This window comes from Paenibacillus wulumuqiensis (assembly GCF_000971965.1).
GTDB lineage: Bacteria > Bacillota > Bacilli > Paenibacillales > Paenibacillaceae > Saccharibacillus > Saccharibacillus wulumuqiensis.
The window spans coordinates 1-25,983 of sequence record NZ_LAQP01000021.1; the positions used below are offsets into that span (position 1 = coordinate 1).

27 protein-coding genes are annotated in these 25,983 nt (G+C 45.3%); 17 read left to right on the forward strand and 10 right to left on the reverse strand.

Annotated features, from left to right (window positions below):
- Positions 1-26: 26 nt before the first annotated feature.
- The 4 genes from WH45_RS24270 to WH45_RS23290 all read left to right on the forward strand — a co-directional run bounded on the left by WH45_RS24270 (position 27) and on the right by WH45_RS23290 (position 3,175).
- On the forward strand, positions 27-107 hold the full coding sequence (locus WH45_RS24270) for a hypothetical protein (RefSeq protein ID WP_407668047.1): 81 nt from the start codon (positions 27-29) through the stop codon (positions 105-107).
- 197 nt (positions 108-304) lie between these two features.
- Positions 305-754 carry a DUF3221 domain-containing protein gene (locus WH45_RS21485; protein ID WP_046216479.1) on the forward strand — a complete coding sequence of 150 codons (450 nt, stop codon included), beginning with the start codon at positions 305-307 and terminating at the stop codon, positions 752-754.
- 75 nt (positions 755-829) lie between these two features.
- The gene (locus WH45_RS21490; RefSeq protein WP_052723907.1) at positions 830-1,444 is read left to right on the forward strand and encodes a GNAT family N-acetyltransferase; all 615 of its coding nucleotides are present in this window, start codon (positions 830-832) and stop codon (positions 1,442-1,444) included.
- A gap of 105 nt (positions 1,445-1,549) precedes the next feature.
- Positions 1,550-3,175: a right-handed parallel beta-helix repeat-containing protein gene (locus WH45_RS23290; RefSeq protein ID WP_046216480.1), complete on the forward strand. Its 1,626-nt coding sequence runs from the start codon at positions 1,550-1,552 to the stop codon at positions 3,173-3,175.
- Between the two features lie 149 nt (positions 3,176-3,324).
- On the opposite strand, the gene map is transcribed toward WH45_RS23290, so the two are convergent.
- The 4 genes from map to WH45_RS21515 form a co-directional block, all read right to left on the reverse strand.
- Complete coding sequence (gene map / locus WH45_RS21500; RefSeq protein ID WP_046216481.1) at positions 3,325-4,071, reverse strand: type I methionyl aminopeptidase; 747 nt, start codon at positions 4,069-4,071, stop codon at positions 3,325-3,327.
- A gap of 7 nt (positions 4,072-4,078) precedes the next feature.
- Entirely contained in the window at positions 4,079-4,663 is a 585-nt protein-coding gene (locus WH45_RS21505) for a TetR/AcrR family transcriptional regulator (protein ID WP_046216482.1), read from the reverse strand.
- A 317-nt stretch (positions 4,664-4,980) separates the two neighbouring features.
- A complete protein-coding gene (locus tag WH45_RS21510; RefSeq protein WP_046216483.1) occupies positions 4,981-6,102 on the reverse strand; it encodes a hypothetical protein in 1,122 nt (373 codons plus the stop codon).
- Between the two features lie 78 nt (positions 6,103-6,180).
- On the reverse strand, positions 6,181-7,203 hold the full coding sequence (locus WH45_RS21515) for a hypothetical protein (protein WP_046216484.1): 1,023 nt from the start codon (positions 7,201-7,203) through the stop codon (positions 6,181-6,183).
- Between the two features lie 389 nt (positions 7,204-7,592).
- Here WH45_RS21515 and WH45_RS21520 point away from each other — a divergent pair, with 389 nt between their 5' ends.
- From WH45_RS21520 to WH45_RS21560, 8 genes are all read left to right on the forward strand, one after another.
- A complete protein-coding gene (locus tag WH45_RS21520; protein WP_046216485.1) occupies positions 7,593-8,693 on the forward strand; it encodes an RCC1 domain-containing protein in 1,101 nt (366 codons plus the stop codon).
- A gap of 345 nt (positions 8,694-9,038) precedes the next feature.
- A complete protein-coding gene (locus WH45_RS21525; protein ID WP_046216486.1) occupies positions 9,039-11,009 on the forward strand; it encodes a 3'-5' exonuclease in 1,971 nt (656 codons plus the stop codon).
- 43 nt (positions 11,010-11,052) lie between these two features.
- Entirely contained in the window at positions 11,053-11,622 is a 570-nt protein-coding gene (locus WH45_RS21530) for a restriction endonuclease (RefSeq protein ID WP_235338447.1), read from the forward strand.
- A gap of 63 nt (positions 11,623-11,685) precedes the next feature.
- Positions 11,686-13,332: an ATP-dependent nuclease gene (locus WH45_RS21535; protein WP_046216487.1), complete on the forward strand. Its 1,647-nt coding sequence runs from the start codon at positions 11,686-11,688 to the stop codon at positions 13,330-13,332.
- Entirely contained in the window at positions 13,329-14,453 is a 1,125-nt protein-coding gene (locus WH45_RS21540; RefSeq protein WP_046216488.1) for a UvrD-helicase domain-containing protein, read from the forward strand. Before WH45_RS21535 ends, WH45_RS21540 begins: the two co-directional genes overlap by 4 nt.
- Before the next feature lie 17 nt (positions 14,454-14,470).
- Complete coding sequence (locus tag WH45_RS21545; protein WP_052723908.1) at positions 14,471-15,184, forward strand: TRADD-N-associated membrane domain-containing protein; 714 nt, start codon at positions 14,471-14,473, stop codon at positions 15,182-15,184.
- Positions 15,185-15,350: 166 nt separating this feature from the next.
- Positions 15,351-16,126 (forward strand): IS5 family transposase gene (locus WH45_RS23295; protein ID WP_200897769.1). Its coding sequence is split into 2 segments (ribosomal slippage): positions 15,351-15,684 and positions 15,684-16,126, totalling 777 coding nucleotides; the frame shifts between segments, so codons are not numbered across the junction.
- Between the two features lie 159 nt (positions 16,127-16,285).
- Positions 16,286-16,519 carry a hypothetical protein gene (locus WH45_RS21560; RefSeq protein ID WP_046216491.1) on the forward strand — a complete coding sequence of 78 codons (234 nt, stop codon included), beginning with the start codon at positions 16,286-16,288 and terminating at the stop codon, positions 16,517-16,519.
- 94 nt (positions 16,520-16,613) lie between these two features.
- Here WH45_RS21560 and WH45_RS21565 read toward each other — a convergent pair whose 3' ends face one another.
- On the reverse strand, positions 16,614-16,922 hold the full coding sequence (locus WH45_RS21565) for a hypothetical protein (RefSeq protein ID WP_046216492.1): 309 nt from the start codon (positions 16,920-16,922) through the stop codon (positions 16,614-16,616).
- Positions 16,923-17,303: 381 nt separating this feature from the next.
- Here WH45_RS21565 and WH45_RS21570 point away from each other — a divergent pair, with 381 nt between their 5' ends.
- Together WH45_RS21570 and WH45_RS21575 are read left to right on the forward strand one after the other, a co-directional pair.
- Positions 17,304-17,939, forward strand: a complete 636-nt coding sequence (locus tag WH45_RS21570) for a hypothetical protein (RefSeq protein WP_152663627.1) — start codon at positions 17,304-17,306, stop codon at positions 17,937-17,939.
- Between the two features lie 53 nt (positions 17,940-17,992).
- The gene (locus WH45_RS21575) at positions 17,993-18,796 is read left to right on the forward strand and encodes a hypothetical protein (protein WP_046216494.1); all 804 of its coding nucleotides are present in this window, start codon (positions 17,993-17,995) and stop codon (positions 18,794-18,796) included.
- 257 nt (positions 18,797-19,053) lie between these two features.
- On the opposite strand, the gene WH45_RS21580 is transcribed toward WH45_RS21575, so the two are convergent.
- On the reverse strand, positions 19,054-19,236 hold the full coding sequence (locus tag WH45_RS21580) for a hypothetical protein (protein ID WP_046216495.1): 183 nt from the start codon (positions 19,234-19,236) through the stop codon (positions 19,054-19,056).
- 269 nt (positions 19,237-19,505) lie between these two features.
- Here WH45_RS21580 and WH45_RS21585 point away from each other — a divergent pair, with 269 nt between their 5' ends.
- The 3 genes from WH45_RS21585 to WH45_RS21595 all read left to right on the forward strand — a co-directional run bounded on the left by WH45_RS21585 (position 19,506) and on the right by WH45_RS21595 (position 22,662).
- Positions 19,506-21,605 (forward strand): glycosyl hydrolase, encoded by a 2,100-nt coding sequence (locus tag WH45_RS21585; RefSeq protein ID WP_052723909.1) that lies wholly within the window; start codon positions 19,506-19,508, stop codon positions 21,603-21,605.
- Positions 21,606-21,794: 189 nt separating this feature from the next.
- A complete protein-coding gene (locus WH45_RS21590) occupies positions 21,795-22,118 on the forward strand; it encodes a hypothetical protein (protein ID WP_046216496.1) in 324 nt (107 codons plus the stop codon).
- A gap of 289 nt (positions 22,119-22,407) precedes the next feature.
- Positions 22,408-22,662, forward strand: coding sequence for a hypothetical protein (locus WH45_RS21595; RefSeq protein ID WP_046216497.1), 255 nt, complete (start codon positions 22,408-22,410; stop codon positions 22,660-22,662).
- A gap of 48 nt (positions 22,663-22,710) precedes the next feature.
- Here WH45_RS21595 and WH45_RS21600 read toward each other — a convergent pair whose 3' ends face one another.
- The 4 genes from WH45_RS21600 to WH45_RS21615 form a co-directional block, all read right to left on the reverse strand.
- Positions 22,711-23,148: a hypothetical protein gene (locus WH45_RS21600; RefSeq protein ID WP_046216498.1), complete on the reverse strand. Its 438-nt coding sequence runs from the start codon at positions 23,146-23,148 to the stop codon at positions 22,711-22,713.
- Positions 23,149-23,247: 99 nt separating this feature from the next.
- Complete coding sequence (locus WH45_RS21605; RefSeq protein ID WP_046216530.1) at positions 23,248-23,718, reverse strand: GNAT family N-acetyltransferase; 471 nt, start codon at positions 23,716-23,718, stop codon at positions 23,248-23,250.
- A gap of 442 nt (positions 23,719-24,160) precedes the next feature.
- Positions 24,161-25,036, reverse strand: coding sequence for a carbohydrate ABC transporter permease (locus WH45_RS21610; RefSeq protein WP_046216499.1), 876 nt, complete (start codon positions 25,034-25,036; stop codon positions 24,161-24,163).
- Complete coding sequence (locus WH45_RS21615) at positions 25,033-25,890, reverse strand: carbohydrate ABC transporter permease (RefSeq protein WP_046216500.1); 858 nt, start codon at positions 25,888-25,890, stop codon at positions 25,033-25,035. Before WH45_RS21615 ends, WH45_RS21610 begins: the two co-directional genes overlap by 4 nt.
- Positions 25,891-25,983 lie beyond the last annotated feature (93 nt).

Consider the following 25,983-nt stretch of genomic DNA (forward strand, 5'->3'; position numbering starts at 1 on the left):
CGGATTCATTTTCCAATGGACTGGGTCTGGTCACTTACGAAGGGGAATGGGGCTACTTGAATACAAGCGGCGAATGGATATACAAGCCGAAGAACTTTAATCGATAGTCAGTAAATGTGTAACAGGTTTCTACATACATTGAGAAGTTGGAATTTATCGCGTAGTAATCAATTGATTTTGAAATCCATAAAATAAAATAGAAATGCAACATCATCCAATCGGCAATCGTTTACTAAATATGGAATCATTTTACGGTGAATGCCCCAGTTTGACGGAAAGTATCCGGAAAAGAGGAGAGCAGGATATGAATATTACTATACGTGCATTCATAATCTTATGCCTGTGGCTGCTCGCTGGCTGCTCCATATCTGGCAGCGATTCTCCCACCCTGGGAGGAGTACTGTCCAGAGAACAGCAGGATTCACTTCAGGGTAACTGGCAATTCGCTGGTTATATTATTGATCGCGATCCCGACAGTGGTGCACTGCTGTTCGTCTGGGATATCGATCCGCAGCTCATGGATCAGCAGACGGTTGAACAGATTCTGGAACAGGCTTCACCTCATGCATCCTGGATAGGTGTGCGAAATATCAGCCATACCGACCGGATTCCGATCGGGCAGAAGGTGGTGCTCAATATGAGCGGCCCCATGGAGACGTCGTATCCTGCGCATACGGGCATGAGTGCCATTCAAGTCGTTCAGCCGGAAGAGAAGATTACGGTGAATCCGTCTGCTGCACCCGAACAGCCTTGAGCAGCAGGAGGGCTGGAGAGGACAAATAGTCGGACACATTGGTATTTCGCTTAATGAAAGGAGAAGAATGATAGGATGAATACCCATAACGAGACGATACCCGAAGAGAATATGCTGATCATAGACGGGCAGGATATCATTCTGAGAGAATTTACTGCAGCGGATTTGGATGATTTGCATAACCTGACCTGGCAGCCTGAAATCCATGAATATCTGCCAGGCTGGAACGTATCCCGAGAGCAGCGTGCCGATTGGCTGTTAAACTACGAGATTCCGGGGAACCGGCAGTTTGTGAATGCTTTGCAAAGAGGGGAAGACATCAAGGATATGTATCTCCGGCTAGCCATCATATCCCGGCAGACAGGCGAATTCATCGGCTGGTGCTGCTCCGGCATCAAGGATGAACTGCCGTCGCCCAACCGGGAAATCATGTACGCCATCTCCAAGGATCACCGGGGCAAAGGCTATACCACCCAGGTGGTGCAGGGCATGATCATGTATTTATTTGCCAATACAGATCTGCCGCTGCTGAATGCGATTGCCCTCACAGGAAATATAGCTTCTCATAAAGTTATTCAAAAATGTGGATTTACGCTGCATGGTACGATTTGGATCAATAACGAGGAGTACAGTCATTATGTACTGCACCGCGAATCCTGGGCAGACCAGATAGCACAACTGCGAAAATAAATTTTCATTTGCAGGATTCTATACCTCCTATAAAAGGTTAATAATGGAAGGTTAATATAATTCACATAATTAACTAATACAAAAACAGGAGGAATTCAATTGCACATGAACAAAAAACGTATTGCTGCAAGTATCACCTCGTTAGGGCTCGCGCTTACTGCCGGGGCAAGCATTGTGTCCGCAGCGGATACAGTCAACTACCAGGCATCTGCCGATTATAGTACGATTCAGGGGACGAACCAGTGGCAGTATGAGAAGTTATCCGGGACGACATACAGCAAGCTTACATATCAGACAGGAGCCAGCCGCTGGGACAATGGCGGCACCTATCCATGGATAACTGCCAACGCCCAACATCCCGGCAATGACGCCGATTCCGTTCGTACCTGGATCGCACCGGCGAATGGCACAATTACGATCACCGGAGCGGTGGAGAAAGGAAGCGCTGACGGAGACGGTATCCTCGCCACGATCAAAAAGGACGATACCACGCTGTGGAGCCAGAAAGTCCAATCCACAACCGGCGTAACACCAAGCGGTGTATCCAAGATTGCTGTGCAAAAAGGGACAGCCATTCATTTTATCGTCAACCGGGTCGGTTCGATCAGCTTTGACCACACGCTGTGGAATCCGGCGATTGCCTTTACCCCTGCAGCCGATGTACCGGATGATCACAGTCTGTCGATTGTGGAATTTGGCGCGGTAGCGAATGATGGCAAAGATGACTACGCGGCAGTCAATGCTGCGATCACAGCAGCCCGTGCGCAGGGCAAGGATGTATATGTACCTGCAGGAACATTCCAGCTGAGTGATATTATCAATGTGAACAGCGTTACGCTGAAAGGTGCAGGTAAAGACAAATCGATCTTAACTTCCACCAATCCGGAACGCGGCTCTATTGATCTGACAGGAACCAGCCCGGCACTGCGGGATCTGAAGCACGAATATGCGACTGTAGTACCTCGCGGAAATGGAGAAAATGAGAAAAACAGCATTACGGTTAGAAGTGCGACCAACTTCACTATAGACCAAGTGCTTGTTAATAAAGCCAGCACAGCGGGCATTCTGGTAAAAGAGTCTACAGGTGGCACCATTACCAATAATACCGTTCAAAATACAAATGCGGATGGCATTCATATGACAGGCGGCAGCAGCGGCATCACCGTACAAAGTAATCTGGTTCAGCATGTAGGCGATGATACCATTGCTGTAGTCAGCTACGGGACGGATCTGGATGCTGCAGGTCGGCCGGAAGCTACACATAATATTCGCATACTCAATAATGATGTCGGGTATGATTCTGGAGCGAGAGGAATTACAGTTGTAGGTGGTCATGATGTATGGATTGAGAGTAACAGTATACAACGTACTCAGATGGCGGGAATCTATATTGCAACAGAAGGAAAATATCAGACACAGCCAGTGAATAACATTACGGTCAACAACAATACACTTGATAGTACAGCACAAAAGCCAACTGGTGGTCATGCAGAGATGCTCGTATATGGAGGTTATTCTGCAAATACAAATGATATTGTTATCGACAATATTACCTTCACTGGCAATACCAGCCGCAATGCGACCAAATTTCCGGCAGGTGTATGGGGAAGTGCTAAGGTTGGAAATGTGACTTTTATCAATACAACAATTATCAATGCTCCATATCCAGAGAAATACAAGTTTGAAAATGGAATCGTCACCTGGGAAGGTACAAAAGTTTTCCCTAAATAAGTCATCTATTAACCGGACTATTTAAATAACCCCCTCGTCATGTCCATGCAGCAAGGACATCTCGAGGGGGTTATTTTTAGTTAAAGTATATCAACAAAAACGCATCCAGCTGCGAAAACAGCTACATATCTATTTCTTCCATTTCATAATCACTGCGCAGTCAGAATCTCTGTACCTTCCGCCGTGATGGCAATCGTATGCTCGTACTGGGCAGCGAGTTTGTGGTCAAGAGTTCGGGCTGTCCAGCCGTCGGAGTCAATCGTCATGTGGTAGGTGCCTTCGGTGATCATCGGCTCAATTGTGAATACCATGCCTTCTTTGAGACGAACGCCTTTGCCAGGCTTGCCGACATGCATGTACGTCGGCTCTTCGTGCAGGTCCCGGCCGATGCCGTGGGCGAGCAGGTCACGTACAACGCCAAAGCCGTTACTTTCCGCATGCTGCTGAATCACGCTGGTAATATCACCGATTCGGTTGCCGGACTTCGCCTGTTCGATGCCAAGATCCAGACATTCCTTGGTGACACGCATCAGTTTTTCGGCTGTCGGAGAGACTTGTCCCACGGTATAGCTCCATGCCGAATCACCCAACCAGCCATCCAGCTCGGCAACGGTGTCGATCGTCACGATATCGCCTTCCACCAGCGGCTGCTTGCCGGGAAAGCCGTGCGCGATGACATCATTCACAGAGGCACAGGTCGCATAGGGATAACCTTTATATCCCTTCTGGTAAGGCTTGGCTCCATGTTTTAGCATCACTTCCTCAAAAATGCGCTCAATCTCATTTGTGGTAATGCCCGGTTGGATGATTGGAGCGATCGTACGATGGCATTCGGCCACCACTTGACAGGCCTTGCGGATAGCTTCAATTTCATGTTTGCTTTTTAAGATGATCATGTTCGTTTCAGGACTCCTTTGTCATAGCTTGCATAGCCAGCTCTGCGATTCGATCGATATTCAGGTTGGTATTGCCGCCGTAATAGTGCAGTCCACAGCAGCCGACCAGTATGGCCAGCATATGGTCGATACGGTCATCTTCGCACCCGGCGATCGATTGAAGAGGGATATATAGTTGTTTCATGAATCTTTTCCTGGCGGAGTACTGATCCTTCTCCGTCAAGCCGGTGTAATGTTCGGACGCCATTTTGTAGACGAGATACGTACGGGCATCCGATTGCCAGAGCTGCAGCAGAGCTTTGCAATAGGCCGGCAGCACATGTTCATCCGGGGAATCGCCATTGGCATTCGTCCATTCGGTCAGGACGCTCTCGCACTTCTCAAATCCGCTGTTCAGCAGATCATCTATTAATAAATGACGGTTGGGATAATAATGGTACACCGTCCCATAACCCAGCTCCGCTTCGCGAGCAACGTCACGAATATCAAAGCTGCCGCCTGTGCGGAAATAAGAGCGTGCGGCGACATCCAGAATCTGTTCCCTGCGCTGCAGGCGTATCAGCTCATTTTGTTCTTTTGTCCGGGGGCACATAATTGCAAAAGCCTCCTTTTATAGACATACAAATTTGTCGATAGAAAAATAGTAACCCATACGCTGCAAATATGCAAAAGAAATATCGATACTGCAGCGAAAGCGAATTTGAATCTGCTGGAAAAGAAGCGCCGTCTGTGCAGAGGATGCGTCTGTCCATCCATCGGCATAGCCACAAATGAAGCTCTTACATCCAAAACCAGAATCAAAAGCAAAAACCGTGCAACCACCCGCAGGCGGCAGCACGGTTTTGCATCATATTGCATAGAAGCCTAATCTACACACGATTGTTCAATCATTGCCCGGTGATTCACCCATTAAGGTCCGGTACATACCCATTCCCATGGACGTTCTTCATCCCAATCGCAGATCGGCTGCGGATCAGGCTTGAACTTCATCGTCAATACATAAGGCACATCGGGATCATATTTGGCCGGATTGGTGGCAAATACGCGTGTATAGTAGGCATTGTACATATCCAGCCGGAATGTCTTGGTCGTATTCTGGTACACCGTACCTACCATAACGCCGTACTGGTCGATGAGTTCGAGTTTGTAGGAGCCTTTGGGTGACGGATTCTTGAGATTAATCGTCAGCTCCCCGTCCGGATTCACATTGAACATCTTCCAGTCTTCGTCATACGGATTGTCAATCGTATGGATCATCGGACCATCACGGTAGGCATCATAGTAGGTCTCGGTTGTAGTCGCATCATCGGTGTATTTCTCGTATTCATCGTATTTGTCGCTGAGCATGACCTTGAGGTTAAATGGCTGCTTCATGCTGCCGCCCGTTCCCCCTTCGGTCACGAACAGATAATACGTACCTGGCTGGGCCACATAGGCAACCTGGTCATACGGACCGTAATTGCGGAAAGACACCGTTCCGGTATTCACATCACCCGGACCATTGCGCTCATAGTACAGATACAGGTAATAGTCGATGCCCGGCGGTGTCAGCAGCAGGCCGGTGATCTTCTGAGGCTTGTCGATCGTGACTTTGTACCACAGTCCACCCGGCCAGAAGATACAGCCCGGCATATTCGGCGGCAGATAGCCTTCGACCGGTACGCCCGGAGTCAGTTCAGTCGCGGCAAAGGTAGAGATATTGGTCGGCATACCCGGCGGAGCAGGAATGGAAGGGATACCGGTAGTCGGCTTTTTACCCGCTGTTCCGTAGGTATCCGCTGTTACATAGGTAGCGGTTGTCGCTGTACCGCCTGTGGCAGGAGGAGCCACCGGTTTGGAGAAAGGCAGACACTCGGACACATCTCCCGAATACGCCTGTGGCGCCGTCCGACCCTTGCTATTTAGCGGGATTAGCTCCGGGTACACAGGAGCGGCAGTATCTGCCGCCACAGCCGTCAGCGTAGGTCCCGGTATACAGGCGAGCAGAAGCAGTGCCGTCACCATTTGGATAACCAGCAGTCTCGTCCTCATTGGATCATCTCCTCGATAAGTGGGATAGGGGGAAATTGACCGAAACTAGCGAAAACATGTTGTTTGCCGTCCCGTCTATTACGGCCAGGTGCATACCCATTCCCATGGGCGTTCTTCGTCCCATCCGCATACCGGACGCGGATCATACTTGGTATCCAGTGTCAGGGTGTAGGGAACGTCAGGATCGTATTTGGTCGGCGCATATTCACGGATAAAGTAGGAATCGACCGGCAGGCGCAGGGCTTTGGGTTCATTTTGCTTCACGGTGGCGATGACATTTTCATCCCAATCCCAGATCTCGACTTTGTAGACACCTTTGGAAGAAGGATTATCCAGACGAACGGTAGTTGTGCCGGGATAATCCAGACCGAACATTTTCCAGTCTTCATCATACAAATTGTCGATCGTCTGAACCGAAGTTCCCTGATAATAGGCGTCTGTCGCCGAACTGTCATCGGAATATCGTTCGTAATCATCGAATTTGTCCGACAGCATGACCTTCAGATTGAACGGCTGGCTGAGACTGCCACGGGTACCTCCTTCGGAGACGCGCAAATAATACGTTCCCGGCTGGGCGACATAGCTGAGCTGGTCATAAGGCCCTTTATGCCGAAAAGAAGCAGTGCCTTCCAGATACATACTGTAATCCAGACCCGGAGGAACGAGCATCAGGGCAGTAATCTTCTGCGTCTTGGTGACGGTAATCTTGTAATACAGGGCATCCTGGAACCAGACACAATCCTGATCATCGGGGGGCAGATAACCTTCGATCGGTATACCCGGTGTCAGCTCGATGGCGGTTGCTGCAGAGGTGTTGACAGGATAGGGAGCCAGAGTGGCAGAGGAGGGTGCTGCGGAAACAGCGGTATCCGGTGTTATGTAGGTATCTGCGGTTGTTGTCGCTGGGTTGACCGAATCAGAAGTCAAATAAGGGAAACACATGCCACCTCCTCCGGTCGATAGTGGGTTGACAGGTGAAGCAGCATCTTCGGCGAGTCCGGATGTGCCGGCGGCAGGGGCAGCATAACTGAATGCGGACGGTACCCAGCTGAACAGCAGGAGCAGGACAAGTGTCCTCAGGCCAAGACAGGTTAACTTCATTGCATCGTCTCCTTTGTAATAAATTTTGAAATAAGGGATTTCGAGTTGATTATAACTGATTTATCAGTCTTTTCAACTTATATTTTACTTTAGTGTATAAATTATCCATTTGTTAAAAAAGTGTGAGATTAGCTGGTGGAATTAGGCTTTATAATTGATATTTAGCAGGGATTTACCAGTTTGTTTACAGTTTCTTTATACATGCAAATAATCAACAATCCGGTTTGTTTGAACAACGACGATAGTACATATCTGATGACACTATTTCATGTGTGTCTGAATATGCGCATTATAAATATATAATCTTATTTAATACGAATAAATTTACTTATGAATATGTATTGGGTATGCTTAATAAGGTAAGACTATCAATGGGAAAGGAGCATAAAATGAGAAAAAAATGGATTCGGATAATCAGTGTTACTCTCGCAGCTTATCTGGTCATAACCATGTTGGTTCCCAGCACATCGTTTGCTAGCACAGTCAAACGGTCGTTGACGAGTGTGATTCAACTCTCCGGTATGAATAACAGTGTATATGCTATTACCAAAGAGGGAGGGTTATGGGTATGGGGATACAATCAATATGGCAACCTGGGTCTGGGAGATGAACAGGATCGCTTCGCACCGGTTCGTCTGATTACCTCACCTACTGCACGCTTGAAGCAGGTGAGCAGCGGCAGACATATTAATGCAGCTCTAACATCCGAAGGTCAGGTTATGAGCTGGTCGGAAAAGTGGCCAGGCAAATCGGCAGAGCAATCCCGTACACCGATTATCATACAGGGATTTCGTGGAATACAGCAGATTGCAGCCGGTGGGAACTTTGTACTCGGATTGGATCAGGACGGTAAAGTATGGGCCTGGGGAAGCAATGAGTCAGGAGAGATTCCCGGAGCCGATCAAGACTTTATCAATAAGCCTGCTGCCATTCAAGGATTGCCTGATCATATCACAGCAATTACAGCCAGCGAAAATGGAGGATATGCATTGACTTCAGACGGTAGGATATGGTTCTGGCAAGCATCCTCTGGCAATAAAGCCGCAGCACCAAAGTTGTTAAAAGGACTGCCTTCTATACAGTCCATTCATGAGGGTGGCAAGGTATTAACAGCCATTGATCAGAATCAACATGGCTGGATCTATGATCCCGATTCCCGTAAGTCTATTCAATTAGCGATAACCCAACCGATCCAGCATATTTCTGCTCAACAGATCAACAACATAGCTGTCGTTACCAAGAGCGGTAAGGTATATTCCACTACATCTAACAACGATATAAAATTACTAAAAGGGTATCCGGCCGATAGTATGGCTGTACAGCAGAATGCGTTGGCGCTGCTGGTACGGACACGTTCAGGCAAAGTATGGTCCATAGGCAGTAATGTAAATGGACAGCTCGGAATCGATTCTACAGTCCGGCATATCGAGAAGCCTCAACCGGTTGCATTTCCTATCCAGTTGAAGATCAACGGAAAAGACCATAAATAATAATACTGGCAGGGCAATGCCGGCAAGCCAAATACTTACTCTCTAGCTGAAATTCTAACGAGGGAAGTGTCATTGAATACATCCCGGATTCAAAGCGATCCAATCCGTCTCAAGCAGACGGATTGGATCGCTTTTTTGTATGAAAGAGAGATATCATACACAAATTAACAAAAAAGGTATTTCCAATATAGTCCAAAAGATGTATGATAAAAGCGGTTAACCTACTTAATAGTGTCTATGTACTCAAATCAATATACCTACAAATTTAAAATAAATCCCCGTCAGCATTCCAGAAGCACTGGAAATCACCCCTACGGAATCGACGGCAGCAAGGAGCATACACCTATGGCATACATGATTCCGGAGACGATCCGCGGCAAAGCAACTGCCGGCGAACGCACCCTGTTCAACACCTTCAAAAAACACCTGCCTGACGACTATGTCGTCTACTACGAACCCCATATCTACGGCAAACGACCCGACTACGTCATCATTGGCCCAGATCTCGGCCTGCTCGTACTGGAGGTTAAAGGCTATACCGAGAACACGCTATACAAGCTTACCCCCACCGAATGGCAGCTACATACAAAAAAAGGAACCGCTACCCTGGAGACCGTCATTAACCCGATCTCACAGGCTCGCAGTTATTCATTTGATATTTACGACAAACTAAAAAAAGACCGTAATCTGCTCCAGCAGACCGGGACTTATGCGAACCGTCTCAAGTTCCGTTATGGACACGGGGTCGTTTTTACCGATATGAAGCAGACCGATATTGTCCGTAATGAGATTCATCGCTGTATTCATATGCCTCTCCTCTTAACCAAGGAAGAGATCGATCCCAAAGATCAATATTTCGATAAAGACCATCTAATCAATCGCCTGAACGGCATGTTCCCGGTAGCCTTCCACCGTAATCAGATGCTTAGCGAAGAAGATATGAAAGCGATCCGCTATCATCTGTTCCCCGAGGTGCGGATCAGCGCAGATATCCGGGATCACGGCTATTACCAGGACGATCTGCTGCTGTCGCTGCATAACATCGAGGCGATGGATCTGCATCAGGAATCACTCGCCCGGCAGATCGGAGATCGACACCGGCTCATTCGCGGCGTCGCTGGCAGTGGCAAGACACTCATTCTCGCGACGCGCGCCCGTACGCTGCTGCATGAACATCCGGACTGGCGTATTCTCGTACTCTGCTACGGCAGTCCGCTATCCTGCAATATCCGCAGCATGATTATGCATAAGCTGAACGAACCGGAGGATCTGTTCGAATGGTCAGCGATGGAGGCGAAATCATCCGGTAGTTCGCAGGATCATTCACTGCCCGAGCAGCTGGAGATTACGACGTTCCACGATTGGCTGTACAGACGGTTCCCGATCGCCTTTTCCAAAAGTGAACAGGAAAAGGAACGCCAGATCGCTGCTTTGCTGGAACAGCTGGCATCAGGCACAGTGACTGCGCCGCAGTATGACGCGATACTGATCGACGAAGGTCAGGATCTGGAGCCGCAGTGGCTGGAGTTGATCAGCAAAGCGCTCAATCCCGAGACCCAATCGCTGCTGATCGTCGAAGACAAAGCTCAGAAGATCTTCCGCCGCAAAGTCAGCCTGTCCCGCAACACCGGACTCGACTTCCGCGGACGCTCCAAAGTACTGAGTATCAACTACCGTAATACCGCGCAGATCGTGAATTACGCCTGGGATTTCTACCGCTCGCACTCCAGGCTGCGCGACAAGTTCCAGACGACAGTCACCACCAGCGAACCCGCCGAGATCATCCCACCGCAGGGCACTCGGCGAAGAGGACCAGAGCCGCAGTCCCGCCGCTGCCAGTCCATTCAGGAAGAGATACAGTGGGTGGTGGAGCAGATGCAGTCCCTGCATGAGGAAAAGAAAGTACAATACGCCGACATGGCCATCCTGTACCGGATCAAAGGCAGCTACAGTAATACCCACATCATCGACGCGATCCGTCAGGGACTCGATCAGCACCAGATTCCCTACAACTGGTTCACCGAGAACAAGCGCACCAAGGATAGCTTTGACCGGTACGAACCAACCGTGAAGATCTCCACGATCGACAGTGCGAAAGGCATGGACTTTCGGGCAGTGTTTATCGTGAATGTGGACGGTATGCCGAGAGGGAAAGCGAAGGAAGAAGATTGGGATGAGGAAGTATCGCGGTTCTATATTGGGATGACGCGGGCGATGGAGCATTTGTATCTGAGTTACAGCAGGTTGGAAGGATTCGCGAAGTGGGTAGGTGAGAAGGCTCAGACGGCAGTAGATCAGGGCAAGGGTAGACCGTAAAAGTGATATACACAACCAGAACAGAGACAAAGGGGAAGTACGAATGGCACGCAGAAAGAGCAAAAAGAAACAGCAGCAGGAAACAGTCAATGCGATAGGCAGCCTCGTCATATTGGGCGGACTCGGAATGCTGTATTACACCAGAAGCTTCATGATCGCGGGTATGGTAGTAGTGATCGGGATTATCGCGGTAGCGCTGGTTAGTCGCTTGATCAACGAAGCGAGACTCAACCGACTGCGCCGCTCCGGCATTGCCGAGATCGACAAGATGGACGGCATCCAATTTGAAAAATATCTGGAGCAGTTGTTCCGGCTGCAAGGGTACAATGCGAGTGCCACACAGGCGCAGGGGGACTACGGTGCAGATCTGGTCATCAGCCGAAATGGCGAGAAGATTGTAGTGCAGGCGAAGCGGTATAGCAAGAATGTGGGATTGAAGGCGGTACAGGAAGCTTATGGAGCGGTAGCGCATTACAAGGCTTCGGCGGCTTGGGTGGTGACGAATAGCGGGTATACACAACAGGCGGTTAATCTGGCGCGGTCGAATAATGTGCGGCTGGTTGGGCGGGATGAGTTGGTGGAGATGATTTTGAGAGTGAAAGATAAAAAGTAATCAAAATTAATAAATTGATTATTATAATTCTATTTTATTCTGCAATAAATAGGAGTGATTAAAATGCATATTGAGAAAGTTATCATAGAAAACTTCAAAATTTACGAAGGGAGATTCGAAATTAATTTTAATAATGGATTAAATATTTTAGTGGGAGATAATGAAGCAGGAAAATCTACTATTTTAGAAGCAATACATCTTGCTTTAACAGGACTACTAAATGGCAGAAATCTAAGAAGTGAACTTACTGAGTATCTTTTTAATAATAGAGTAGTAAAAAAATATATAGATAGTTTAAAGGATGAAACGAAGCAGTCATTACCATATATATTAATAGAAATTTATATTGCTGGAGACGATTGCCCAAAATTTGAAGGAGATAGTAATCTTACTAAAACAGGTGCCTGTGGAATTTCTTTTAGAATTGCTTTTGATGATAAATATCAAATAGAGTACGAAGAATTAGTGAAAAACAGTGATGTTAAAACTTTACCAATTGAGTATTATGATATATTCTTGGAAACATTTGCCAGAGAAAATATAACTCATAGAAGACTACCATTAAAGTCTGCTTTAATTGACTCATCTAGTAATCGTTATCAAAATGGTTCGGATATTTACATTTCTCGCATTGTACGTGATCATTTAGAACCTACAGATATTGTGAATATATCTCAAGCACATAGAAAAATGAGAGAAAGTTTTATGAATTCATCTTCTATAAAATTAATTAATCAAAAAATTCAAAACAATGAAGTTTTATCTGGAAAAAAAGTAGAACTTTCTGTAGAGCTTCTTTCTAAAAATGCATGGGAAAATAGTTTGATGACTTATTTAAACAAGATCCCATTTCACTTTTTAGGAAAGGGAGAACAGTGTATCGTTAAAACTGAATTAGCTTTAAGTCACAAGAAATCTCAAGAGGCTAATATTATTTTAGTAGAAGAACCAGAAAATCATTTGTCTCATACTAAATTAAATCAATTTATTAATCGTATTCAAAATCGTCAAAAAGATAAACAAATTATTATATCCACGCATAGCAGTTTTGTTGCAAACAAATTAGGGTTAGATAAATTGATCTTATTAAATGATAAAAAAACATTAAGGCTAGAAGAATTAAAAGATAGTACTACTAATTTTTTCGAAAAAATATCTGGATATGATACATTACGACTAATTCTTTGCAGAATGGCAATTTTAGTTGAAGGGGATTCAGATGAACTAATTGTACAGAAAGCTTATATGTCGTCAAATAATGGGAAATTGCCTATAGAAGATCAAATTGATGTGATTTCAGTAGGCACCTCATTTTTAAGATTCCTTGAAATAGCATCGGCTTTGAAAAAAGAAGTAGTAGTTGTTACAGACAATGATGGAGATGTTAAATCTTTAGAAGAGAAATATAGCGAATATATTAATGAAAATAAAAAAGAAAATATTAAAATCTGTTATGATGCTGAAATTGACTCTGGATCACTATTAATAGGTGGTAAAAATTTTAATTATAATACATTGGAGCCTAAATTGTTAAAAGTGAATAATTTAAAAATCCTTAATCGGATTTATAATACCAAGTGTAAAAATGAAGATGATATGCACAAGCATATGAGAACAAATAAAACGGACTGTGCTTTGAAAGTATTTGATAGTGAAGAAGCTATAAAATTTCCAAATTATATCTTAGAAGCGATTAGTACAATCCAATGAGTAAAAACAAATTAATAATTGCTGCTGCAGGTGCCGGAAAAACAACTTATCTAGTTAAACAAGCTTTAATAAAGTCTGAATCTGAAATTCTTATTACTACCTTTACTTTAGCAAATGAAGCAGAAATAAAAAAGAAAATGGTCGAACTATATGGATGTATACCTAAAAATGTAACAATACAAACCTGGTTTTCATTCTTACTACAACATGGAGTTAAGCCTTATCAAGGTAGTTTATATGAAAATAAAATAAAAGGAATGATGTTAGTTAGCGAAAGATCGGGGGTTAAGTATACTACGAGTCAAAAGAAAAAAAAATATTATGGAGAAAATGAATTCAAAAACTACTACTTTAACAAAAATGGTGAGATTTACTCTGATAAAATAGCTAAGTTTATGGTGAAGTCCAATGATAAAAGTCATGGAGCAGTTATAAAGAGAATAAATAAAATTTACACTGATATATTTATAGATGAAGTGCAAGATTTAGTTGGGTATGATTTAGAAATAATCAAATTATTATTACAGAGTCAATCAGCAATATTACTTGTTGGAGATCCTCGGCAAGTCACCTATTCAACACATAGAGGTATTAAATATTCAAAGTACTCAAATGGTAAAATCATGGAATTCATTCAAAATGAATGTAAAAAAATAGAATGTGAGATTGACCAGAACTCACTAAAATATTCAAGAAGAAACAACCAACAAATTTGTGACTATTCATCTAAATTATATCCTCAATTTGAAATATGTCTTTCAAAACAACATGAAGTAACTAGGCACGATGGGATTTTTTTGGTTAGAAAAAGAGATATTAATATGTATTTACAGGAATTTCAAGCTGTGCAGCTAAGATACAATTCTCGAACTCAAGTAAACAATGATTTTAAAGTTTTAAATTTTGGAGAATCTAAAGGGCTTACTTTTGATAGAGTGTTAATTTATCCAACTAACCCCATAACTAAATGGATCAAAGATAGCCGTTGCGTGTTACAGCCGGAAAGTCTGGCAAAATTCTATGTGGCATTAACAAGAGCCAAATATAGTGTCGCAATTGTATATGAATTTGATGATGAAACACATTTTGAAGGGATGCAGAATTTTAAATTAAAAATTTGATGAAAGGAGAGGAGACAGTGAACCTTCAAGAGCGATTAAATGAAATGAAAATAATGAAACAAAAAATAATTATCAACAATCGAAGTCTATGGTATTTCTTTTTCGGAGTAATTATTTTCACAACCTTTTTATTAGAATCGAAAGATTTTACACTAGAAAATAACACTATTAAATCATTTGCCGTAGTGGTTTCAGCTATAGAAATAATCATACTGATCAATATATTTTTATCTCATCCTACACAATATGATAATGAAATAATTAGGCTAGAAACGGAGATAGAACTTGAGAAAATAGGGGTGGAGAGCGATGCTAAAAGATCTGAAAAGTTGTTTAGAGCGCATCAAGATGAGCTCAAAAGATATTATGATCAAGCTTTAAGGCATAGTTCTTTAATAATGCTAGTAGGTATCTGTACTTTAATCATTGGCTTTTTAATCATATTGTCAACACTTTATTTAGTGTATCTAGATATGACTGAAGGCAACAGCCAAACAGTAATTGCAACATTAGGAGGGATTAGTGGGATTTTAGTTGAGTTTATAGCAGTTATTTTTCTTAAAATGTATTCTGAAATTATTAAATCTACTAATGATTTTCATAGTAGATTAGTTGAAATTAATAAATTGTATTATAGCAATTTTATTTCTTCAAAAATTTTTACCAATAAGACAAAAGAGGAAGCTTGGGCTCAAATTGCAGTTAATCTATCAAATAACAAAACAAATTAATTATGTAGATTTGAGTATTAATAAATAACAGTACTTTTCAATATAAAATCACCAATCATCACTTTAATAATGATTGGTGATTTTAATATTATTCTACTTACTAGGAAGTGTCTGAAAACTAGAATAATTTGTGGTAGGCTTAAAGAAAAGGATTGGAGCGATCCTCATGATTCAAAGACGATATGAGTTGAGCGATGAACAATGGGAGCAAATTAAGGATCTATTTCCTTCTTATCGTACAGGACGTCCCCCTCAACTTTCCTCGCGTACTGCTCTCAATGCGATCCTTTGGATCGCCCGCAGCGGCGCTGCTTGGCGCGATTTACCTGCGGAGAGGTATGGCTCATGGAAAACGGTATACAGCCGCTTTTGTATCTGGCGAGATACCGAACTTTTAGCCTCTATTTTTCAAAAGCTTCATATTGAACCCAACTTTGAACATATAAGTATCGATTCGACTTCAGTGAAAGCCCACCAGCACAGTGCAGGGGCTAAAAAAAAGCGAACGGACACGAAGTCAACCAACATATTGGAGTAAGCCGTGGAGGAAAAACGACTAAAATTCATACCCTTGTTGACGGCTTGGGAAACCCCCTTGCTTTTTTGCTGACGGGAGGACAAGTCTATGATTCCGTACCCGCCATGGAGCTATTTCAAGCTATCGAGATTGCCGGAAGCCGAATTCTAGGCGACAAAGCCTATGGCTCTGAAGATTTTCGAAAATGGTTGATCACGAAGCAGGCTTCTTTTGTGATCCCACCGAAAGCCAACTGCCTCCGTCCTTGGAAAGTCGATTGGCATCTGTACAAGGAGCACCACTTGGTGGAATGTTTTTTCAACAAACTAAAGTATTTTCGCCGTGTGGCCACGCGCTATAACAAGTTAGCAAAGTCGTTTCTAACTTTTATTTATGCGGCTTCTATTTTCAAACTCACTCAATAATTAGTTTTCAGACACATCCTAGAATTTTTTTGATATAAATTCAGAAACAAATTGTTGCATAGAGTAACAATCATGCAACGATTTGTTGCCTCATATTCCCAACTCACCAACTTTATCCTATACTCCTCTCATAGCACTTATGAGAGGAGTATTTTACATATGTGGATCATCAGCCAAAACGGCAAAGTCTGTGTCCAAGCCATTGCCCTTACCGCCGACACATCAGACATGGGAACTGTCCTGTCTGCCTACGCTGGAGATGGCACGGTTGAATCGGCCTTTACCGTAGGCGTCTTCCGGGAAGAGCAGCAGGCGATGGAGGAGCTGCTGCGGTTTCGCCAGTATCTGGGACTAATCATCATGGAGCCTTTTCATATTCAACCGGATCGATGAGGATGCAACAGCAGGATCAAGGCAAAAGGTAATTCCCACAGCAGAATCAAAACGCCGGAGAACCGATATGGTCTCCGGCATTTTACTGTAATGACTACTCGCTGTTAAGGCTGGGTAAAAGCAGCTTAAGCTTTTCAATAGCATCGAAATCCGCTGGATTCCGGATAACCTGTTCCAGGCTGGATACGAACTGCTGACGCTCGGGATCGTTCAGCCGTCTGCCCTCGGCGGTATAATTGGCGAAGAAGCTTTCCAGCAGCCCGGTTAAGGAATCGATCTCCGGCAGAACAATATAATAAGAGGTCAGTCTGGTAAGGACATTGGCTTTGGAAGCATGGTTTTGCAGCGCATAGAGATTACTTGCCATGGAATTGGCAGAGAATCGTTCCAGCTGGTGCTGCACATAGCCCAGTTGAAATACGAATGTGCGATCAATCTTTTCCTTGAATATCGCTACTGTGTTGGTGGTAATGATAACCTGCGCTTGCTGTAAGTATGAGCAAAATAATATATAATGATTTGTTTTTGAATAAACGGATAAGGAGCACCACTTTGGAATGGATTTGCTTATTATGAAGCTATTTTTTAAAAAGCCTGTTCTATTTTACTTTTTGGAATAATTTATAATATGTAACACCGTCAATTACCTATCTACACAATAGAATTTGTCCTATCTCAAGCTAACTGAATAATAAAAGATCATTAAAAATTGCTCAGTTGCTCGCTTTACAGACATTATTTTCAAATGTTACGGTGTAACAGCATTAAATAATAGAAGGAGGAAATGATGAAAAAAAATAATTTTATCAAGTTATGTGGGGTATCCTTAATTGTTTCTACAGTATTAGCTAGTCCAGTTTATGCAGAAGAAGGTAATTTTAGAGCACCAGATGAGAAGACAGTAAATGGAGTTACATACTTAGATGGGATTGAAGTTATTCCTGATAATTATGCTGAGCTAAAAGAAAAAGAATTTCAAAAATCTGCAGACTCTATTCATGATAAAAGTGGAGGAATAAGTACACAAGGTGTAGGATCATGGACAAAAGTCTCTGAGAGAACGTATTATACAGGAACAGATTGGGATCGCTACAACAACAGAACGGGTGCTACCGTTCCGATTACTCTTAAAACTACTTCTAGCATGACCGCTTCTATTAGTGGAGAAATGTCATATAACTTTGCTGCTGTTGCCCAAGCTTCTATGACAGCTACTATTGGTCAGACTTATAGCAAGGAGTTTACACAAGATGTAAAAGTGAAAGGTTATCATGTAACTGAGCTAAAAAGCGCTAAAAAAGCTTTGGAGCAAAATTATAGATACACACACGATGGTTGGTTTGGTGATAAACGCTACACGGCTTCAAGTCTGGACCACCGCGGTAATGAATACTGGGTATACAGTAATCAAATAAAATAAACATAAGAGCACTCTGATAAAACAGAGTGCTCTTATAATATGAAGGTGATGAAATGAAAAATAAAATAATTTCCTCGATACTGCTGCTGGTTCTGCTTCTAACCGCTTGCGAAGACAGCAATGAACAAGCAGATACGAACAATGCCACTACAACTCCAGCCGTTGAGCAAAATGGAAGTGGCTATAACCAACAGCTTCAAGCGTTAGAGAAAGTTGATGTAAGTGAAGAATCTTATCTGTTCGTTGATCAATCATTTACTATTCAATTTCCATATGCCGTGGACTTTATACATCCGATTGAAAAGGCCACGCTGCTTTTAAATGGTCGGGTAGTTACAGATCTTCATGATCCACAAAATACAGTTAAGCCTTTTGACAAGAATAAGTTGATTGTTAAATCGAAGACAGTCCCTAAGCCATTTGATGAATTAATGATTATCGATAAGGATGGCAATGAAATTCATCTGGATACAGGTAAATATGTATTTGGTAAACGACTGCCGAAAGATACTATTCCGGAAAAACAGCAGGTCTATCAGATGGGCAGCCACTATCAGCAAATGGGCACAAAAGTAAAAATGACCTTTAACATGTCAAATGTACCGGGTTCAAAGATTACTTTTGAAGTTCCAAACGAACTGAAAGGAATCATCTTAAACCCTGTTACTAAAGTGCTAAAGTCTGATTCGGAGACCACGCAGTATGAGTACAGTTTTACCATTAATCAACCATATTATGAGAAAAACAAATTGAATGTATTAAGTTTTGAAATTCTTGCACATCAACAATTGGACGGTCGTGATTTGGTGATTTCAAAATCCTATATTCCTATATCTGCAGACGATCTTAAGGTATGATGCATTCATGCTGTTTCACTAAATTTATCCTGCACTCCTCTCCTGGCCATTTTAGAGAGGAGTGTTAAACATATGCAGGTCATCTTCAAAACGACAAAGATGGTAATCATCTTGTACAGGGTTGCTGTTGTTGGAGCTTAGCTGAGCAGGAGCATAGCAGCTGAAACCAAAGTGAGTAATAGGCTGCAACATTTACCATATGATCACCCGGCTTACTTTAATTTTAAAGAACAGGAGTATAATAGTTTTGTTCTTTTCTAGGTTTTTTTCTTCTTAACAGGCAGTTTCGTAACAAAAAATAGCAAAGACAGCACAAACAACAAACGAGCTATGCGAATAGACAGAGCAGCACCGCCGCCTATATCCTGTAATCCGAGAATAATATCGCCTATGACAATGATCCCGCTACCGATCAGAACGATTAACGCTGTCAAATACATAAAATCACACCTTATCCATGAGAGTAAGAAGCATCTAATTAGTACCAACATCAGAGTCAGCTGAATGCAAAGAACATTCTCTATTACCCCATTTCTGCCGGAGTAGTTCGTTATTTCGCTATATCAGGAATTAATGGAACTTTGTTATATTCATATTGAAAACGCTTACCCTACTATGCTAATTGTACTGTATCCATGATTCTGCTGCATCCTGTCAATTATCATGCCTCCGTCTGCTATACCACACCAACTCCAAAGGAGCGATGTAAATGAGCAATCTCAGGCACTGCACTATCGGTATCCTCACCGCCATGCTGGCACTGACGCCAGCGCTGTCTGCCATGGCACAATCCGCAAGTACACCAGCTTCCTCTATGATCACGGAAAGCAGTAATGCCAGGAAGCCAACGGTCGACCTGGCAGACCGTAATGCGACACGGTCGACACGATCCCTGTTCGCCTATCTGGATCAGCTGCAGGGCAAGGAGATTATTTTCGGACACCAGCATGCTACGACCGAAGGAATCGGGATCACGGCTCATGATGGCAGCCAGTCGGAAGTGCAGCGTTCGGTCGGGGATCTGCCGGGGATGTTTGGTTGGGATACGCTCAGTCTGGAAGGCAAGGAGAAGCCGGGTATATATGGCGGAACGGCGGAGCAGAGCCGGGATGAGCTGGTACGGGTAATGAAGCAGGCCTACGAGCAGGGCGGCGTGCTGGCGCTCAGTTCGCATATGCCGAACTTTGTGACCGGCAATGACTTTTACGATACCAAGGGCAATGTGATCAGCCATATCCTGCCGGGCGGGGACAAGCACGCGGAGTACAATGCCTTTCTGGACAAGATCGCGGACTTTGCCCTGCATCTGAAGGATGATCGCGGCGAGGAGATTCCGGTGATCTTCCGCCCGTTCCATGAGCAAAGTGGCGGCTGGTTCTGGTGGGGTGCACCATACCGGACCAAGGAGCAGTATATCGAGATCTACCGCTACACCGTCGAATATCTGCGCGATGTCAAAGGGGTACATAACTTCCTGTATGCCTACTCGCCGAATGTGCCGTTTAACGATAGCAGGGAGACCTATCTGGAGACGTATCCGGGAGATGAATACGTGGATATTCTCGGGCTGGATGCTTACTATGATGGCAATACGCCGACCTGGTATGACAGTGTCGTCCGCGATGCACGGCTCGTCGTGCAGCTGGCCGAGGAGAAGCACAAGGTTCCGGCGCTGACGGAATTCGGTTATTCCAATGTCAAGCCAACCGGCACCAAAGACCTGCAGTTCTACACCCGGCTGCTGTCTGCGATCAAGAACGATCCCGAAGCAAGCAAGCTGACGTATATGCTGACCTGGGCGAACTTTGGTACGGATTCGATCTTCGTCCCTTACCGGGATGCGCCAAATGGACTCGGTGACCATGAACTGCTGCCGGACTTTACGGCATTCTATGACGATGACTATACCTCTTTTGACCGGGAAGTACAGGCGGGCCAGCCGTATGCGCTGCGGGTGAAGACGGCGGCGGAGCAGCCTTTCCTGCATATTGTGTCTCCGACGAATCAGGAGACGGTGCGGCTGAGCACACCATCCACACTGCGGGTACGCATAGTGGAGGCCAAGATCGACCGGGTGACGTACCAGACCCGGACAGACCCGGCCGAGCACAAGCTGACGCGTGACCGGAATGGTCTGTATTACACAGCCAATTGGCAGCCGGATGCTTCACTGGCAGAGGACGGTACCCCGCTGACTGTCAAAGCCTATCTGAAAAATGGAAAAGTGCTCACCCAGACGATCCAGGTGTATGTGAGCGACAATGATGGAACGACTGATCCGCTTGTCGTGGATACCTTTGAACATTACAAAGGCAGTAACGAACTGCTGGATAATGCCTATACACCTGCTGGGGATGCCAACCGAATCTCACTGGATGCAGAGCAAAAGCAGGATGGACGCTATGGGCTGAAGTATGAATATATGCTGGCTGCGCAGGGCTATACCGGAGAGTCGCTTAATATGCAAGGTGCCGACTGGTCCGGTGCAGATGCGCTGCAGTTTTGGCTCAAGCCAGATGGTAGCGGCAACAAGCTGGTCATTCAGGTCAATGCGGGCGGGACTTCCTTTGAAGCGTATCCTTCGCTTAACGGTACCGAGGCGGGAGTGGTGAAGATTCCATTCAGTGCGTTCAAGCCGGCACCGTGGGATACGGCGAATGCCGGCAAGACGATGGATGGTGATGCGCTGCGGGATATCCGTATGTTCTCGATCTATGTGAACAAGGGAGATGGGGTGGAAGTACCTGAAGGGACGCTGTATTTTGACGATATTCGTGCTTACCGGGAAGAAGTGGCAGCGGTGGAATAGGCGGATAGATCATGGGATAGCGGCTGTATGTACAGTGTATTCTCCATATGGGCAGATGGCGCGGAATTTGACTTCTTTTTGCCGGGGCTTTTATAATATGAGGCATCCGCAAAGGGTACAGGTGCTGAATATGGGTAATGGAACCTGTGAAAGACAAGCGACCTGTCACAAATCAACGGAGGTGCGAACATGAGCCAACCTATCGAACTATTCGCAGATTATGAGCAGATAATAGATTGTTATACGATTGTCGGAGAGTGGGAGATCTGGCTGCAGCACGCCAGGCTGGGCAAGAGCCGCGTAGCGATCCGGGTCAAGCAGGACCGCAGTGGACAGTATTTCCATGATGTGAGCCATTTCTACCAGCCGGGCAAGCAGTCCGCGCCGGATGTACTGGAACAGCAGGGCCAGCATACCCCGGAGGCAGCGATCCGCCACGCGATGAATCAGCTGCTAACCCATTACCGCGCGGATGATGCCGAGGCGGAGTGGATTGTGAACGAGAATTTCTGAGTAGACGATTGAACGAAGCTGTACAGAGCAGTGGAATAGATAAAATAGCAGCATAAATACTCCTGCAGATGACAGGAACAACGAATGCCGGGAGAGGGAAGACCTTCTGCCCGGCATTTCATTATGAGTACATATCGATCAATAGATGAGGAGACCCGAGGATATTATGGATTTGGTCCGGCTGGCTGTGATAATTTATGTCGTTGCCTATTTATTGATAGATATGGAAGGAATCATGGAGCTGAGAAAGGTACGCAGCTCCAAGCAGAAATGAGAGGCGGTGAATAGAATGGATGAGCATCATATAACCTATGAAGAGTTAATGGAATTTTTTACACAGCAGCGGGAGATTGAATTCATGTATCAGGGCAAGCTGTATGCATTTTTGCAGATGAAAGGTGGATTTGTACTCGTATGCGAGAATCGGTCGATTACTCCGGTGTATATGGATTATACTCGGCTGGCGAATGAGGCCGAGATTGAAGGGACGCTGTTCCTGCAGCTTTTTCAGGAGAGTAAGATAGAGATTACGATTGTATTCTGATCATGGGTAAATACATACTGGGTTACAAGCTGCTGCATACAGCTAGAGTCAACGGCTCGGTCCGGCTGTACGGTGAACGGTTAGCAGATCGGCGTTGATCTCCACCGTTATATCATAAAATTGATCGGAATAGCCATCTATCCAGTTCTCGGGACCTTCTTCGGAATAGAACCAGAAGATCAGCAGATGACCAGCTGTCGGTGAGTATTCCTCCGTACAATCGATCGAGCAGAGTGCCAGATCAATGGACAGAGGGGGAGACCAGTTCCGTGCTAGCTCTGCCAGTTCGTTCGCCCGCTGCTGTGCGGCTTCTACAGCGAGCAGGAGAGGCAGCGCATAGTCTTTGCCGGCGAATTGCTCGGCAATCTCGTCCTGCTGTCCGGTCTGCATGGCTGACAGCAGCGCAGGGACATGCTGGCGGTCGATATGGAATAGGCTGTTCGGAGATTGCAGGTTGGAATGAGGCAGATCGTTGGATGAGTCCATAGGGTTTCACCTCAATTTTAGTTGATGATACAGGCTTCCCAAAGCAAAATGGATAACAAGTCGAAGATACAGTTGTCTTTGTTGGAATTTAATCCTGTTTCATTCCTGTCTATGAAGATCCAGGGCCAGTCGGATCATATCCCGGCACTGGATGCCATGTTCATAGATCGGCTGCTCATAATGCCGGACAAAGAAATTCATGTCGACGCCGATAATCCGAAATCCACATTTCTGATACAGGGCGAGCTGGGATACACTGGAATTGCCGGTGCCCAGTTCTATCGTATGATACTGTTGGTCCCTCGCGGTTCGAATTGCATGCTGAACGAGCTGCTTGCCGATTCCCTTGTTCTGGTAGGATTCGACAACCGCTACATTGACCAGTTCGATGGTCTTCGGGCGAGTTGGCAGCAGCACATAGACGCCGATCATTTCTTGGTTTTGTTGCTGGTTGGCAATGTAGCACTGTCCGCGAGAGAGATAGTCTTTGATAATAGTAGGTGAAGGGTCGGCGGATAGCAGCAGCTCCATCGGCGGATTTTGCCCGGGTTGGAGAGGATGGATGTGTATCATGGTATGCACCTCGCTTGGTATGTAAAAGGAATATGTGTGGATGATCTATCTTTCTTTCTCATGATAAAGCAAGATGATTGGCTATACAAAAAAAATACCGATTGGCGAAAAATCGACACTTGATTAGACGATGATGACTAGAGAATACAGCGCAAATATAATTGGAGACTTATTAATGAATATGTATAGAAGTAAGGTAAAAACAAAAAGCATATCCGTGATCTGAAATGATGCTATGACTACATAACAAATGATGCAATATGCACAAAACGGAAGAAAGGAAATAAGGGCAAAGGACGAGATTGGAGCCCGGGAATCTACATTCTTGCCTATTTCGTAGATTCCCGGGCTCCACCGGAGGACGTGTCCTTATTCCTTTCTGGAGTGATTGATGCCTCCCGATAATATTGAAGCGTGAAGCGAGTACAATAACCTATACTTACCCTTTCACCGCCCCGGCTGTCACCCCACCAATAATCCATTTCTGCGCAAACAGATAGAACAGCATGATCGGGATCATCGACAGAATAATCGCCGCAAAGGCCATATTTACCTGAGAAGTATACTCCCCGAAGAACTGGAACTGCACCAGCGGCAGGGTGGAAGCTTCCTTTTTCTGCACCAGAATCATCGACACGACAAAGTCATTCCACGCCCCGAGTGCGCTCAGCACGAGAATCGTCGAGTTGATCGGCTTGAGCAGCGGGAAGATAATGCTGTAGAACGTCCGGTACCTTGATGCTCCGTCCAGCACCGCCGATTCCTCCAGCTCACGCGGCACGGTCTTGATAAATCCTACATACAGAAAAGCAAAGTACCCGATCTGCACCCCCGTCAGCGCGATGATCAGCCCCGGAATCGTATTGAGCAGACTCAGCTCGCTCCATGTCTTGTACAGCGGGAACATCAGCACCTGGAACGGCAGCATGATGCTGGACATGAACAGATAATAGAAGAAATTATAAAACCGCGTATTGTTGCGCGCGATCACATAGGCAGCCATTGAGCAGACGGCAATCGTCAGCGCCACCGTACCGACAGTCGTCAGCACACTGTTGCGCAGCGCGAGAAAGAAGTTTGAGGCTTCGATCGCTTCCGCATAGTTGGACCAGGCGATATGCGTCGGGAAGGCGAGCGGACTCTGCGCCGTCTCGACCGGTGTCTTGATTGAGTAGATGACGGCGATGTAGAACGGAAACAGGAACAAAATGGCGATCAGATACAACAGCGCTATTCGCAGAATATGCGACCATTTACGGCGTGGACGCGGCTCGCGTACCTGGACGGCAGCGGCAGTCGGATGAGTTGTATTCAATACTCCACTTCCCTTCTCCGGAAATAGCTGGTGATAATCACGGTTACGATCAGGATGAAGACAAACAGCACCAGTGCCGCCATCTGTCCATAGCCAGCTTTGAAATACGGAAATTCATAATTGTACACATACATGGCCAGCGTCTGGGAAGAGGTACCGGGGCCGCCTTTGGTAGCGACCATCGGGTAATCGAACTGCCGCAGACCGGTTCCGATCCAGAGCGGAATACAGTAGGTGAAGGCCGGCAGCAGCAGCGGAACGGTGATTTTGGTGAACTGCTTGTAGTTGGTTGCTCCGTCGATGCGGGCCGATTCGTACATGTCCTTGGGAATCGTCTGCAGACCGGCATAGTAGATGACCATGGCGAGTCCGATTTCTTTCCACACACAGATAATGGCGATCCCGAGCATGGCGGTAGTCGGATTGCCTAGCAGTCCGCCGTCGGTCTGGAACAGAATCGGGAAAATATCGCTGTAAATATACCGCCAGATAATCGCGGCCAGTACGAGGCTGATCACCATCGGCATAAAGATAAAGCTCTTGAGCAGATTGACACCAGGGAACTTGCTGTTCAGCGCAACAGCAAGCAGCAGGCCGAACACATTGATACAGATTGTGGTGACGACGGTGAAGAGAAGTGTATTTTTGATCGGATCAAGTAGTTCGGTATCGGAGAACAGCAGCTGCAGATTGCGCAGGCCGACATAGTCATACGTCGGTGCGATACCATCCCAGTTGGTAAAGGCAATATTCAGACCTCGCAGGAACGGAAAGACTACGACGAGCAGGAAGAACAACAGGGCAGGGATGATAAAGGTAAACTTGACCCACTCGTCCCGGAATCTATGCGTCATAACGCTCACCTCCATGGTTCATCAGGATTGAAATCAATGGATTGTCTGGATCGTATGTAGCGTCAGGCAGATATCGGCAAAGGATGATACCCG

Excerpts from the sequence above, each read along its gene's own strand:
- WH45_RS21485 (WP_046216479.1), top strand. The coding sequence starts at position 305 with ATGAATATTACTATACGTGCATTCATAATCTTATGCCTGTGGCTGCTC.
- WH45_RS21490 (WP_052723907.1), top strand. The coding sequence starts at position 830 with ATGAATACCCATAACGAGACGATACCCGAAGAGAATATGCTGATCATA.
- WH45_RS23290 (WP_046216480.1), top strand. The coding sequence starts at position 1,550 with ATGAACAAAAAACGTATTGCTGCAAGTATCACCTCGTTAGGGCTCGCG.
- map (WP_046216481.1), bottom strand. The coding sequence starts at position 4,071 with ATGATCATCTTAAAAAGCAAACATGAAATTGAAGCTATCCGCAAGGCC.
- WH45_RS21505 (WP_046216482.1), bottom strand. The coding sequence starts at position 4,663 with ATGTGCCCCCGGACAAAAGAACAAAATGAGCTGATACGCCTGCAGCGC.
- WH45_RS21510 (WP_046216483.1), bottom strand. The coding sequence starts at position 6,102 with ATGAGGACGAGACTGCTGGTTATCCAAATGGTGACGGCACTGCTTCTG.
- WH45_RS21515 (WP_046216484.1), bottom strand. The coding sequence starts at position 7,203 with ATGAAGTTAACCTGTCTTGGCCTGAGGACACTTGTCCTGCTCCTGCTG.
- WH45_RS21520 (WP_046216485.1), top strand. The coding sequence starts at position 7,593 with ATGAGAAAAAAATGGATTCGGATAATCAGTGTTACTCTCGCAGCTTAT.
- WH45_RS21525 (WP_046216486.1), top strand. The coding sequence starts at position 9,039 with ATGGCATACATGATTCCGGAGACGATCCGCGGCAAAGCAACTGCCGGC.
- WH45_RS21530 (WP_235338447.1), top strand. The coding sequence starts at position 11,053 with ATGGCACGCAGAAAGAGCAAAAAGAAACAGCAGCAGGAAACAGTCAAT.
- WH45_RS21535 (WP_046216487.1), top strand. The coding sequence starts at position 11,686 with ATGCATATTGAGAAAGTTATCATAGAAAACTTCAAAATTTACGAAGGG.
- WH45_RS21540 (WP_046216488.1), top strand. The coding sequence starts at position 13,329 with ATGAGTAAAAACAAATTAATAATTGCTGCTGCAGGTGCCGGAAAAACA.
- WH45_RS21560 (WP_046216491.1), top strand. The coding sequence starts at position 16,286 with ATGTGGATCATCAGCCAAAACGGCAAAGTCTGTGTCCAAGCCATTGCC.
- WH45_RS21570 (WP_152663627.1), top strand. The coding sequence starts at position 17,304 with ATGATGAAAAAAAATAATTTTATCAAGTTATGTGGGGTATCCTTAATT.
- WH45_RS21575 (WP_046216494.1), top strand. The coding sequence starts at position 17,993 with ATGAAAAATAAAATAATTTCCTCGATACTGCTGCTGGTTCTGCTTCTA.
- WH45_RS21580 (WP_046216495.1), bottom strand. The coding sequence starts at position 19,236 with ATGTATTTGACAGCGTTAATCGTTCTGATCGGTAGCGGGATCATTGTC.
- WH45_RS21585 (WP_052723909.1), top strand. The coding sequence starts at position 19,506 with ATGAGCAATCTCAGGCACTGCACTATCGGTATCCTCACCGCCATGCTG.
- WH45_RS21590 (WP_046216496.1), top strand. The coding sequence starts at position 21,795 with ATGAGCCAACCTATCGAACTATTCGCAGATTATGAGCAGATAATAGAT.
- WH45_RS21595 (WP_046216497.1), top strand. The coding sequence starts at position 22,408 with ATGGATGAGCATCATATAACCTATGAAGAGTTAATGGAATTTTTTACA.
- WH45_RS21600 (WP_046216498.1), bottom strand. The coding sequence starts at position 23,148 with ATGGACTCATCCAACGATCTGCCTCATTCCAACCTGCAATCTCCGAAC.
- WH45_RS21615 (WP_046216500.1), bottom strand. The coding sequence starts at position 25,890 with ATGACGCATAGATTCCGGGACGAGTGGGTCAAGTTTACCTTTATCATC.